Origin of the sequence: Exiguobacterium sp. KRL4 (assembly GCF_001870785.1) — a bacterium.
Taxonomy (GTDB): domain Bacteria; phylum Bacillota; class Bacilli; order Exiguobacteriales; family Exiguobacteriaceae; genus Exiguobacterium_A.
Genome location: NZ_MOLV01000013.1, coordinates 67,569 through 79,027 on the forward strand (window position 1 = coordinate 67,569; position 11,459 = coordinate 79,027).

Sequence of the window (11,459 nt, forward strand, 5' to 3'; positions counted from 1 at the left end):
AGATTTCCTGCTTTTTGAATAAAGACCGAGATGGACAGGAATCCTTCAAAAAAATCCGTGAATCCACTCCCTTTTCGGGAATCGGGTGCACGGCTTGTTCGTTACTGTTTTAATTCTTCAACTAAATTCTCCTGCTTGTGCCGTGTCGCAAATCAGAAAAATTCGGTAACCGGTATTTTCAAATCCAAAAAAACAGGCCGCTGAACGTCTCAGGGGCTGTTTCAGGATTCAGATCAGTTCTCCTTGTCCTTCCGGTACGTCAGACCGATGAACTGTGATTTCTGATTAAATAATTTCCGGTACGACATGTAACCGACGAGGACAGCCGACGTCGCTGCCGTCGTCAGCAACAGGAATAAGATCAGCAGTTGGTACAGAACGGCTTCCATCGGATCGGCCCCGCCGATGATCAGACCGCTCATCATCCCTGGCAGTTGCACAAGACCCATCGTCTTTTGTGCCTCAATCGTCGGAATCATACTCGTCCGGATTGCGCTTTTGAGACTCGTATCGATCGCCGTTTTCGTATCGCCGCCGAGTGATAAAATCAATTCGATCACTTCGTCGCTGCGTTCGACTTCATCCTTGAACTTGTTCAAGAACAACAGTGACAGGATCATACAGTTTCCGATGACCATCCCGCTGATCGGAATGACCTGCTGGGCTTCAAACGGAATGATGTTCAGTCCGAGCATCAGCCCCATCGTCAGGACTTCGACCGAGACCAACGTCGCGAGAACAATCCACTGGATTCCCGGAATCCCGTCACCTTTACGGATGACGTTGAGCGTCGCCGCCCCAACCATCAACAGAATCATCAGCAGGATATAAATCGGACTGTCGCTCTCAAAAACGAATGTCAGGATATACCCGATGATCAGCAACTGAATGATCGAACGAACAGTCGCGATCAAGATATCTTTTTCAAGACCAAGTTTCAGCGTAAAGGTAAGAATCAGCGGAATCGCGATGAAAATCAGCGACGTCGCCAGTTGAACGTAACTCATAACGATTCCCCCTTCAAGAACGCTTCGATGTCAGGGCGTGTTCCATCCGGCTTAAGCAACGAGACGTCCCCGTGCTCAAGCAATTGACCGTCTTTTAAGAACCAGACCTCTTCACTGAACCGGCGTGCCTGATCGAGATCATGTGTGATCCAAATGACGGTCACCTGAAGCTCGCGTTGCAGGCGCTGAATCAGCTGTTCGATTTCCTTGACCATCCGAAAATCAAGACTGGCCGTGATTTCATCAAGCAACAAAATATCCGGTCGATTGACAAGCGTCCGGGCAATCGCAAGCCGACTCCGTTCACCGCCCGACAATTCTTTGACCGGCTGCTTCAAGTCGACATGGAGGTCGACTTGCTCCAGCAGCCGCTTCGCTTCGTCCGGTGCCAATGTCTCGTGAAAAATCGTTTTCGGCAAACTGAGATTATCCATGACGGACCCCGGTAACATCGGCGCACTTTGAAACGCCATCCCGATCTGTTTCCGCAGTTCGACGAGGTTCATCTGTTCCAAGTCCTCGCCGCGGTAACGAATCCGACCGCTGTCCGGGGAAATCAATCCGTTGATTTGTTTTAAGCACGTCGATTTGCCGGCACCGCTTGGTCCGACGAGCGTCGTGATTTTTCCTTCAGTAAACGCACCCGAGATGCCACGGAGTATGTGTTTGTACTGCACGTCCTCAAAGGTAATGATCGACACGTCTGCTTCACCTGACTTTCTGGTTTCAATTAATCCGCTATGAAACAGGTATACCCGAAAATCACAAAAACATACAACGCATCGATGCGCTGTATGTCCAAAAAACCGTCTATTTTGCTTCTTTTGGGTCGATCAGCGGCCGCACTTCCATCCGCCAGCCGTACTTCTGTGCTTCCGGTAACTGGGTCGTCGGATGAAGTAACGCCAAGTCGACCGCCTGTTCCAAATCATCCGCTTCAAATACAATCAGACTGCCGATCTGTTCCGTTTTGTCCGGATCCGGTCCGTCCTGATGCTGAATCTGACCGTCGAGGAGCCGGGCCCGTTTCGTCTTGGCTCCCGGATGCCATTCATACAAAACGTTGAGCTTCGTAAAAAAGGTTTCGAGCGGTGGATTACACCGTTCCATGACGGCATCGAGCTCTTGTTGCGAGGACTGATTCATCTTTTCTGCATCGTAATAACCGATGAATAGAAATAACATCTGATCCCTCCTAGTTCCAAGGCTTTCCTGAGACGTCGTTCATTATTTAAGTACCCTGTTTTTAATCGATGTAATACAAAACACCTTGTCTCCGTCGAGGAAACAAGGTGCCGCTTATTTATTGGCGATCTTCCGCAACAGGTACAAAGCGTACACCATTGACGGGATTGCCATGACGAGGACTGCTATGCGCAGCAAACCAAAGATGAAATTCAAGTCTGTATAATCCATTCGTACTTCCCTCTTTCTTAATGTAACGATTTTGCGACGACTTGGCGCATCTTTTCAAAGCCAAGCCGTTCGTAGAAGACATCGACCCCGTCGTTGCTCATCCAGTAGTCGAGATCAATTTTATGTATGTCTTGTTCGAGTGCCCGGCGCTCGACTTCCAGCAACAACTGACGGCCGAATCCCTGTTGCTGTTTGTCATCGACGATACAGAGATGATGGACGCGGGCTTTCGAATGGGCAAACTGAAAGGCACTTTCCGGACGTCGGAGATATTCGATCCAGACGTAGCCGATCGCTTCCCCGTCCAGTTCCGCCAGCAAAAACTGATGGGTGCCGGTTCCGACGATTTTCGCAAAAAACGCCCGGACCGTCGTAAAGTCATACGGTTTAAAGAAGTCCGGCTGTTGCACGACATGCGGCTCATGGACGTAGCGGTTCAGCCGGGCGAGTGTATCGAGATCCGTTGTTTCGACAATTTGCATGCCTATCCCTCCGCTCAGTGTGTGATTTGTCCGTTGAAGACATACGGGATCGTCTGTTGCGTCGTAAGGATCTGTTCGTATTCTTTCGACAGATTCATGAACTGAACAGCATCGGAAATTGTGACCCACGAAATTTCTTCAATCTCATCCGGGAACATCGTGCCGAGTTCGCCACCGCGAATCTCGGACTGGAAAAAGAAGAACAGACAATGTTCATCGACTTGCGGGAAAAAGGCTTCGCTGACGTGCAACAGTTCCCCGACTGCAACGTCATAACCGGTCTCTTCCTTCGCTTCCCGGACAGCTGCTTCCGGTAACGTCTCCCCCGCTTCGACCGTTCCCCCAGGCAGCGTGTAGTACGAATACGACGGTCCGATGTTTTTGACCATCAGGACCTGATCCCGTGTCTCGTTTAATAAGACGTTATAGACGATGTTTTTTTGGCGTGTCATGCTCATTCCCCCCCTTAAACCAATAGATGGTATTTTTTAACTTATCTACTATACCATAGTCTTTTTCAGGCAGGGAGAGTCCATTATTCAAAAAAGGAAAATTAATTCCATACAAAAGGAATCATGGTAAAATAATTCCATCCTGGACAAACAGGAAGGATGGATACGATGATTCACTTGGAACCGGCAACCGATAACGATGCCGACGCTTTATGGAAGTTGCAAGTTGCAGCCTTCAGTCCATTGCTTGAGAAGTATCAAGATTATGATACCAATCCGGCCAATGAAACGATTGACCGGATCTATACGCGAATTCATCATCCAGCGAGCTGTTTCTTAAAGATCGTCGCGGACGGCCAGCTCGTCGGCGCGATCTGCATTCGTTGGAAAGGAGACGTCCATTTCCGGATCAGTCCGCTGTTTCTAGCACCGGATGCGCAAGGCAACGGATTTGCCAAACAAGCGATGCTGCTTGCAGAAGCCCGTTATCCGCAGGCTGAGACATGGGAACTGTCGAGTCTCTTTGAAGAAACGAGAACGTGTCAGTTATACGAAAAGATGGGTTACGTCGAAACCGGTGTCCGGAAACCGCTGAACGACAACGCAACGCTGATCTATTATCAAAAAATCATGGGATGAAAAAGGAGTCTCGTCTATGTTGATCAAATTTTTCGCGGCCGTTCTGACGACCATTGCCACTTCCGGTCTGTTGACGTTGGTTTTATGTGTTTATGACTTTCTCGAAGATTCAGATGCAGATGTCTTTTCCTCAGCTTTCGATTTTTTCCTTATCTATACGATCTATTTGTTTCCCATCATCTTAATTTCAGGAATCATAGTCGACTGGCTGAAGAAACGATTCGTTTCAATCTTTCCTACGCGCCGAAAGACGGTCCCTTTACTGTATGGTGTATCCGGCAGTCTGATAGCCTTGGTCATTCTATTACTGCTTCATGACGGTGCCGTTCGATTCAGTGATCTGCCTGTTTTGTTGCCTTTCCTGATGCTTTTCGGTGCATCAGCGATTCTGTATTTTTGGATTTCGCATAGGATTCTCAAAAAATCGTATAATAATCCTAAAAAATGACTCTCGGTTGAACTGCCGGAGTCATTTTTGACGTCAGTCGAGTATCGTCCGTTTGAACGGAATGAGCATCGTCCGTTGACCGTTCAGTTCGACTTCTACTGCTGTGTTCTCCTGTCGGAATCCGTTACTTGTCATGATTTTTTGCGAAGCGATGTTTCCGTCCGTCGTTTTCGCTTGAATTTCCTTAATATCAAGTTTCCGACATTGTCCAATCAACAACCGGACGGCCTCTTTGGCAATCCCCTTACCCGTATGATTCTGTCCGATCCGGTAGCCGAGTTCGGCCCGTTTCGTAGTTATATCCCGATCGACGAGATTGATGCGACCGAGAATTTTTCCGCCTTCATCTTTGATCAGGTAAAAGAACGAAGTCCCATCCTGCTGTTCCAGCAAAAGCGACGCATGCCGTTGCTTAAAAATCTCAGGCAGGTAATAGTCATCTCCGCGTGACGGAATCGACTGTTCAAAATACGGGCGGTTCTCGAGTTCAAACGCATATAACTCTTCTGCGTCCAGTGCCGTACAAGCGTTCAACTGAATTTTCATATCACCCCTCCTAACCCCCTAATTATTCCTTTCAAATTCCATATATTATCATTACAATCATATAAGATACAGTTTATCACCGATTCATCACTACAGGTCAAGTTAGGAAACAGCATGTTCATCAAACGAAATCATCATAATTTAGCTACCCATAATGTCCGTGTGTTTTATTTCATCACTTTATTCGGCACGATCAATCTCCTCGATCCGGTCATCACCTTGTTTTATTTCCAGCGCGGCTTGTCGGCATCTGACATTTTGATCATCCTCTTCATGTATTGTGCCGCGACATTAGTATCAGAAATCCCAACCGGTACCTTTGCCGACCGCTTCGGACCAAAAGTATCGTTTTTAACCGGCAGCCTGATCAGTATTTTCTCAACCAGTCTGTTGCTGATTGCGGATGACCTTTGGTGGTTTTCCATTCAGGGACTGCTGTGGGGATTATCAACGTCCTTCTTTTCCGGTTCAGACGATGCCTTGATTTACGAATCCTTAAAGGAAAGCGGACAGGAAAAGACGATGAGTCAGGTCATGGCGAAAATCTCGTCCGTCATGTTCTCCGTCACGATTTTTACCAGCCTGATCGGCGCCTATCTCGTCCGCGATTTAGCGGAAAGTCAGTTCCAATTTCTGATCCTCATCGGAATTCTCTTCAAAATCATCGAATTCTTGTTGATTTTCAGTCTGATCAATCCTAAATCGTTTGATCAGTTCCGGGACAACCCGTATACCCATGTTAAAAACGGTTGGCAGATCATCCGCCGATCACCGGATCTGATTAAAGTTTTTCTCAACTTCACGATTGTGTTGATTCCATCTGTCGTCATTTTCGGAAAGTTTGAGCAACCGTATGTGACGGGAGCCGGACTTCCTGTTGCCTGGCTCGGTGTTTTGTACGCAAGCGCCGCTCTACTCAGCATGCTGATTACCCGACATCTCGCATGGCTGTTGCTCCGGTTTAAACGGACGACATTGATGCAACTGTCCGGGATTGTGACACTGCTTGCCGTGTCACTGGCGAGTTTTCTGTTTGACAGCTTATGGATTGCTTTAGTGCTCTTTTTTGTCCTGCGGATGCTTCGGTCGATCCGTCAACCGCTCTATTCCGGTATTATCAACGAACACATCCCGTCCGGCAGCCGGGCGACGACCCTCTCGCTGCTTAATCTCGTCGATTCCGCGTTCGACTTAATCATTCTCGGAACGATGTCATTCGTCGCGACCCTCGGATTACCGGCCATCTTCATCGGGTGTGCCTTAATCATTGGAATTGGCCTGTTGTTTCCGGTACGGGAAGCGAAACACGTACATGAGCAAGAAGGGAGGCACATTGTATGATTTACCGGAAAGTGATCGCCGCTTCGATCTCCGGCTCTATCTTCGCTATTTTATTCGGTCTGTTCGTTCCGGATCCGACAAGTCCTCCCGTCACCTCGATTTGGCAGTACATATCATACGTTTTAATCAGCATTCCGTTCTACCTGATGTTCAGTTTTCCGGTCATTCTGATGTACGGTGTCATCACGTCACTACTCAGTGAGATCATCAGCCGGCGTATGACCAAAAATCAACGAGCCGTTTTTTTTGTGTCGGGTGCGTTGCATCTGTTATTCGGATCCGTTTTTTTCCTGATCCTCCATGCTTCTGTTCTCCTCATCGTCACAGCTGCCGCTTTATTATTCTTCGTGACAGATTGTTATTTGCAAAACAAACGAACTTCGTACCGCCTGACGCAAGCATTGATGAGTCTTGAAATTCTGATTGCCGTCTGGATTCTGTTCTCAGGACTTAATTATCTTCAAAGTCTGGTGACTGGAATCTGAACAAGAGCGGACCACCTGACACTCCAGGTCGTCCGCTCTTTTATTAAAAGTAAGTATTAAATCCGACTTCATCTTCCCTCAGAAAACCTTTTTCATTGATATATTCCGTGGCCAGGTTCCCGTGGCGAAGCAGCTTCTTTTTCTTCAAGGTCGCTGCCAGTCGCTTCAGATTCTGTTCTTCAATCGGCACCCGGTCCCGTTGCAGTGTAACCGTGATGAACGGCGGGATTTTTGCTTTCTGATAATCGGTTGCTGCTGTCGGCTTTAGCTTCAGCTGCTGGATGTCATCTTGATAATACACGGCCTTGTACGCCGTCCCTGGACCGAAGATGTTTTCGACAAGCGGACGGATCTTTTCCGTCAATTCCTGTGACCACTGTTCAGACAAGTAGGTATCCATGACCTGATTCGTCTGCTGATCGACATAGACGAAAAATTCGGTAGCGGTTTTTGGCTCATTTAATTGCACGCATAATCAAACTCGGAGTATTTGCCTGTAGCATCATAGAAGACGCCACTCACTTCGGCCTGTTTAAAGTGCTTTGCGATGTATGATTTTGTCTCACGTACCACACGGTCGACTTCCGGTTCGTCCGGTTCCATCGACTGGACATACCGGAAAACAACCAAACCTGACATCACGACCATGACACCGAAAAGAATCAGTATCTTCTTCCAGAACGTATTCATTCTGACGCCACCTCTTTTTCCCTAATACTACCACTTCAATAATCAAATTGACTAAAATCATCCATATTTTTCTTTCTACTTGTGCTTAATGCCTCTACAATGGGGATAACCGATTCTTCATACACGTCTTGAGGAAAGGATGGTATACATATGCGTCGGAATAGTTTTCTATTGCTGATGAGTCTTTTGACCTTTTTGATGATGTCCGGTTGCTCGAATGAAGAGTACGTCATCGAAGAAATCCATGGTAATCAGTTTTCGCTCGGTCCTGACGAGCAAAATCCGGAAGAACAATATGCCTTGACAGAAGTCACGATTGACAACCAAACGACGGTCGACGGTAAGGTCAATCCATTATCCGCCTTACAAAAAGGCGACGTCATCCGCTTTGAATACCGAAACGACAAAAAACCGCTCGTCGCAACGATTGAACGGGTCAAGTAAAACTGAAAGAAGGTAAATCAGATGGAACTGTCAGGAAAACGAATACTCGTCACAGGGGTTACCGGGACGCTTGGACTGCGCGTCGCAAAACGATTATTACCGGAAGCGCTCGAAGTCCGGGGATTGATTCGAAATGCGGAGCGGTTCACTGAATTCGAGTCAATCGGAATAACGCCGGTCCTTGGTGATTTAACCGATCAAACGTCACTTGAAAAAGCGATGGATCAGATGGACTGGGTCGTCCATTGCGCCGCCTATCTCGGTGATGATGAAAATCTCGCCCACCAGTCGAATGTTGAAGGTGTCATTCATTTAGCAACGGCCGCGTTAGATGCCGGAGCACGTGTCCTCCACATCTCAACGACATCCGTCTACGGTGAACCGGCAGATGGTCACATGAAGGAATCGTCTCCGCTTGCAGTCGATCATCCGGCACCCTATATCCAAACAAAAATCCGGTCGGAACAGATTCTAAACGAGTACGCCACGCGCGGACTTGATGTCCGGATATTACGGCCCGGGGCCATTTGCGCCGAACACGATTCCCACTGGGGGGACCGGCAAGTCAGACGGATGCAGGAAGCGGATACCGTGACTTGGGTCCATCCGGACGATCTTGTCAACTGGGTCCATGCCGAGAATATTGCCGAGATGGTTGTCCTCGTCCTCACACGCGGACAGCCGGGGGACGTCTACCACGCCGTCGATGCCAACATTCCGGAAACCGACTTCCGGATGCGGATGATTGAAGCCTCCGGCAAACCGTATCAGGTTCCGAACCGCGCAGCGGAACGCCCAACGTATGCAACTGATAAAATCAGGACGCTGGGTTACCGATCGGTTCGCTCGTTTGAAGAGACAATGGTCAGGTTGGTCTACCTGTTTCAATCTCCTGTATGAAACAAGCTCACGTCTGTTTAATTTAAGTGACTCCTTTCATTTTTTAATTGCTGCAGTACCTATTAAAAAGACCTGATCCTCGTAATCAGTGTCTTTTTTATTTTTAATATCGCATTTTTATATCTATAAAAACGATTTTTCAGATTTCTTTGAATTACAATATCGAAATAATCCTTCAAAAAGCCGATATACTATTGAACTGCAGGTATCTTATCAACGGCTTAGAGGAGGGTTTAATTTGAAACAGTTGAAATTCATATCTTTTTTTAGTGTCATTCTTGTTTTTTTATCATTCGGATTTCACTTATTGATATTTGAAGGACCGTCCTGGAAGCGCGTATTAAATTTAAATAGTGTTCAATTAACAGTTGGATTGTTAAGTACGTATTGGCTGTTTAAGACATTTCGACGTACAGCAAAAAAGGATCGATTCTTTTGGCTATTCCTCTCTGGAGGGACGTTTTTTTCAGCGTTCGGGACATTCATTTGGATAGTGATTATGTTACGTTCTCACACCGTTCAAACGCCCGTTTTTTCGTCAGTACTTTGGATTTGTGCTTACTTTCTTTATTTCAGTGCTTTGATTTTTAAATTACGTAAGGATAGCACCATTTTAGCAAACACGACGTACTTCTTTAATATGGCCATCTATATGGTGGCGGCGAGTTCAATTAGTTATTTCTACTTACTTCATCCGCTTTATCATCTGCAAAAAGAGTCTTTTTGGTTAAACGCCATCACTATATTGTTTCAATTTGCCGATTTAGGTATTTTATTTTTTATTGTGACTGTCGGTTATTTAATACCATTTGATCGCAAAAACCATACTTTGATTTTTCTCGTTATCGGATTATTTCTACAGGTGATCGGAGATGTGATTTTTGCTCAACTCACCATCGAGAATAACTATGAAGCCGGTAAACTGGTGGATTTCATGTGGACACTTGCTTTATTGTTCATCGGATTTACAGGCCTTCACTATGCACCCACCCAAGCGCAACATACTTTAAAAGTTAAAAGACCTTTTTTCAAACGAGAATTTTTACTTCCTTATACAAGTATTCTTCTTTTATCTTTTTTAATGATTAAATCGTATGAATGGCACCTAAATGCTTTGAGTATCGGATGGTTTACCATTTTTACACTCATCTTGATTCGACAAACGCTCGTTTTAATAAAAAATAAGCGCCTGTTGACGGAACTTGAGGATGTCGCGTATCGGGATCGTTTAACTGGTATTGGTAACCAGGCGGATTTTATCCGGTCGACCCCTGAACTTAGGCAATATCCCGACGCATCGATTGCAGTTGTAGTGGTTCATTTGGATCGATTTAAACAATTCATGGATGCCTTTGGTTATCATGTGGGAAATCAAATCATCCAAGTCATGAATAGTCGATTATCCGTCATCCTTCCTCAAGGGGTCCGTGTATTTCGGACGAGCGAAAATGAATTCACCGTGCTACTTCCTTACGAAAAAGTAGAAACGCTTCATGAACGATGTAACGAGATGATTGCTTTTTTACGGACCACTATGAAAATTGAATACCATGAGATCAGCCTGGTCCCCCGAATTGGAATCAGTTTATTTCCTGTTCACAGTGACGATTTAGAAGAGCTTCAAAGATTAGCAAGCGAAGCCTTGTACCATTCACAAAAAAGAACGCATCATCTGTATACTTTTTACGATGCTTCGTTCACTTCACGACTGGCACAGCATTTAGAAATGGAGACCCATTTGCGAAATGCACTACAATCAAATCAATTTGAAGTGTATTACCAACCGAAAGTTCATTTGTCGACCGAAAACATTGTGGGTATGGAAGCATTGATACGATGGAAACATCCGGATTTCGGATTTATCTCACCCGCTGAATTCATCCCAGTCGCAGAAGAGTCCGGATTGATCAATGAAATCGGTGAATGGGTGTTACGTACGGCCTGTGCATATAATAAAAAACTCCAAACGTCGGGCTTCACGCCACTTCTGCTATCAGTAAATGTCTCGTCACTTCAGTTTCAGAATCCTCTTTTCAGTAAGAAAGTGGAAACGATTTTAGAGGAAACAGGCCTGGATGCTCAGTGGCTGGAATTAGAAATCACCGAAAGTATTGTTCAGGATATCGAGGAAAGTATTTCCATCCTTCAAGACCTTGCTCGATTGGGTGTCGAAACGTCTATTGATGACTTCGGTACAGGATATTCTTCACTCAACGTATTGGAGCAGCTGCCAATCGATACGCTGAAAATTGATAAGTCCTTTGTCGATCGACTAGAGGAGAATCCCTCTTCGCCAATCGTCAAAACCATTATTGAACTAGGTATGAATTTACAATTATCGATTGTCGCAGAAGGAATCGAAACCGAACAACAAAAAAAAATATTGCAACAATATGGCTGTCCGATTGGACAAGGGTACTTCTTTTCACCGCCCGTAGAAGCACAAGCATTCATGGCATTGCTTCCCGTTCCCCAGACAATGGTTTTAGCGCAAATCAGTCATCACTGAGGTTGCACTGTAAACAGACGACCAAAATGATTTGTCTATTTCTTGTTTAAAAGACACAGAAAGAGACATGATTAAAAATTTTCTTTATGTAAACGAATTC

General features: G+C 45.8%; 15 protein-coding genes. 7 read left to right on the plus strand and 8 right to left on the minus strand.

All coding sequences use genetic code 11. The annotated features are described in order from the left end of the window. Window positions 1-233: 233 nt before the first annotated feature. From BLD48_RS10020 to BLD48_RS10040, 5 genes are all read right to left on the minus strand, one after another. Complete coding sequence (locus BLD48_RS10020; protein ID WP_071500097.1) at window positions 234-1,007, minus strand: ABC transporter permease; 774 nt, start codon at window positions 1,005-1,007, stop codon at window positions 234-236. Then, entirely contained in the window at window positions 1,004-1,708 is a 705-nt protein-coding gene (locus tag BLD48_RS10025; protein WP_071500098.1) for an ABC transporter ATP-binding protein, read from the minus strand. The genes BLD48_RS10020 and BLD48_RS10025 overlap by 4 nt, the downstream gene beginning before the upstream one ends. A 109-nt stretch (window positions 1,709-1,817) precedes the next feature. Beyond that, window positions 1,818-2,192: a YciI family protein gene (locus BLD48_RS10030; RefSeq protein WP_071500099.1), complete on the minus strand. Its 375-nt coding sequence runs from the start codon at window positions 2,190-2,192 to the stop codon at window positions 1,818-1,820. A 248-nt stretch (window positions 2,193-2,440) separates the two neighbouring features. After that, a complete protein-coding gene (locus tag BLD48_RS10035) occupies window positions 2,441-2,905 on the minus strand; it encodes a GNAT family N-acetyltransferase (RefSeq protein ID WP_071500100.1) in 465 nt (154 codons plus the stop codon). Between the two features lie 14 nt (window positions 2,906-2,919). Continuing rightward, a complete protein-coding gene (locus tag BLD48_RS10040; RefSeq protein WP_071500101.1) occupies window positions 2,920-3,357 on the minus strand; it encodes an NUDIX domain-containing protein in 438 nt (145 codons plus the stop codon). A gap of 168 nt (window positions 3,358-3,525) precedes the next feature. Between BLD48_RS10040 and BLD48_RS10045 the strand changes: the two genes are divergently transcribed. Further along, the gene (locus tag BLD48_RS10045) at window positions 3,526-3,996 is read left to right on the plus strand and encodes a GNAT family N-acetyltransferase (RefSeq protein WP_071500102.1); all 471 of its coding nucleotides are present in this window, start codon (window positions 3,526-3,528) and stop codon (window positions 3,994-3,996) included. 16 nt (window positions 3,997-4,012) lie between these two features. After that, entirely contained in the window at window positions 4,013-4,444 is a 432-nt protein-coding gene (locus BLD48_RS10050; RefSeq protein WP_071500103.1) for a hypothetical protein, read from the plus strand. 33 nt (window positions 4,445-4,477) lie between these two features. On the opposite strand, the gene BLD48_RS10055 is transcribed toward BLD48_RS10050, so the two are convergent. Further along, a complete protein-coding gene (locus BLD48_RS10055) occupies window positions 4,478-4,990 on the minus strand; it encodes a GNAT family N-acetyltransferase (protein ID WP_071500104.1) in 513 nt (170 codons plus the stop codon). A 114-nt stretch (window positions 4,991-5,104) separates the two neighbouring features. Here BLD48_RS10055 and BLD48_RS10060 point away from each other — a divergent pair, with 114 nt between their 5' ends. Next, window positions 5,105-6,331: an MFS transporter gene (locus BLD48_RS10060; RefSeq protein WP_071500105.1), complete on the plus strand. Its 1,227-nt coding sequence runs from the start codon at window positions 5,105-5,107 to the stop codon at window positions 6,329-6,331. Further along, entirely contained in the window at window positions 6,328-6,816 is a 489-nt protein-coding gene (locus tag BLD48_RS10065) for a hypothetical protein (RefSeq protein ID WP_071500106.1), read from the plus strand. Before BLD48_RS10060 ends, BLD48_RS10065 begins: the two co-directional genes overlap by 4 nt. Window positions 6,817-6,859: 43 nt before the next feature. On the opposite strand, the gene BLD48_RS10070 is transcribed toward BLD48_RS10065, so the two are convergent. After that, complete coding sequence (locus tag BLD48_RS10070) at window positions 6,860-7,285, minus strand: hypothetical protein (RefSeq protein ID WP_236629991.1); 426 nt, start codon at window positions 7,283-7,285, stop codon at window positions 6,860-6,862. Next, window positions 7,276-7,506 carry a hypothetical protein gene (locus BLD48_RS16505; RefSeq protein WP_236629992.1) on the minus strand — a complete coding sequence of 77 codons (231 nt, stop codon included), beginning with the start codon at window positions 7,504-7,506 and terminating at the stop codon, window positions 7,276-7,278. The genes BLD48_RS10070 and BLD48_RS16505 overlap by 10 nt, the downstream gene beginning before the upstream one ends. 150 nt (window positions 7,507-7,656) lie before the next feature. Here BLD48_RS16505 and BLD48_RS10075 point away from each other — a divergent pair, with 150 nt between their 5' ends. From BLD48_RS10075 to BLD48_RS10085, 3 genes are all read left to right on the plus strand, one after another. Beyond that, window positions 7,657-7,950: a hypothetical protein gene (locus BLD48_RS10075; RefSeq protein ID WP_071500107.1), complete on the plus strand. Its 294-nt coding sequence runs from the start codon at window positions 7,657-7,659 to the stop codon at window positions 7,948-7,950. A gap of 21 nt (window positions 7,951-7,971) precedes the next feature. After that, on the plus strand, window positions 7,972-8,850 hold the full coding sequence (locus BLD48_RS10080) for an NAD-dependent epimerase/dehydratase family protein (RefSeq protein WP_071500108.1): 879 nt from the start codon (window positions 7,972-7,974) through the stop codon (window positions 8,848-8,850). Between the two features lie 238 nt (window positions 8,851-9,088). After that, window positions 9,089-11,359: a putative bifunctional diguanylate cyclase/phosphodiesterase gene (locus tag BLD48_RS10085; RefSeq protein ID WP_083412299.1), complete on the plus strand. Its 2,271-nt coding sequence runs from the start codon at window positions 9,089-9,091 to the stop codon at window positions 11,357-11,359. The last annotated feature ends 100 nt before the right edge of the window (window positions 11,360-11,459 follow it).

Coding starts and splice junctions, on each gene's coding strand:
- BLD48_RS10020 (WP_071500097.1), bottom strand. CDS start 1,007: ATGAGTTACGTTCAACTGGCGACGTCGCTGATTTTCATCGCGATTCCG.
- BLD48_RS10030 (WP_071500099.1), bottom strand. CDS start 2,192: ATGTTATTTCTATTCATCGGTTATTACGATGCAGAAAAGATGAATCAG.
- BLD48_RS10035 (WP_071500100.1), bottom strand. CDS start 2,905: ATGCAAATTGTCGAAACAACGGATCTCGATACACTCGCCCGGCTGAAC.
- BLD48_RS10040 (WP_071500101.1), bottom strand. CDS start 3,357: ATGACACGCCAAAAAAACATCGTCTATAACGTCTTATTAAACGAGACA.
- BLD48_RS10045 (WP_071500102.1), top strand. CDS start 3,526: ATGATTCACTTGGAACCGGCAACCGATAACGATGCCGACGCTTTATGG.
- BLD48_RS10050 (WP_071500103.1), top strand. CDS start 4,013: ATGTTGATCAAATTTTTCGCGGCCGTTCTGACGACCATTGCCACTTCC.
- BLD48_RS10055 (WP_071500104.1), bottom strand. CDS start 4,990: ATGAAAATTCAGTTGAACGCTTGTACGGCACTGGACGCAGAAGAGTTA.
- BLD48_RS10060 (WP_071500105.1), top strand. CDS start 5,105: ATGTTCATCAAACGAAATCATCATAATTTAGCTACCCATAATGTCCGT.
- BLD48_RS10065 (WP_071500106.1), top strand. CDS start 6,328: ATGATTTACCGGAAAGTGATCGCCGCTTCGATCTCCGGCTCTATCTTC.
- BLD48_RS16505 (WP_236629992.1), bottom strand. CDS start 7,506: ATGAATACGTTCTGGAAGAAGATACTGATTCTTTTCGGTGTCATGGTC.
- BLD48_RS10075 (WP_071500107.1), top strand. CDS start 7,657: ATGCGTCGGAATAGTTTTCTATTGCTGATGAGTCTTTTGACCTTTTTG.
- BLD48_RS10080 (WP_071500108.1), top strand. CDS start 7,972: ATGGAACTGTCAGGAAAACGAATACTCGTCACAGGGGTTACCGGGACG.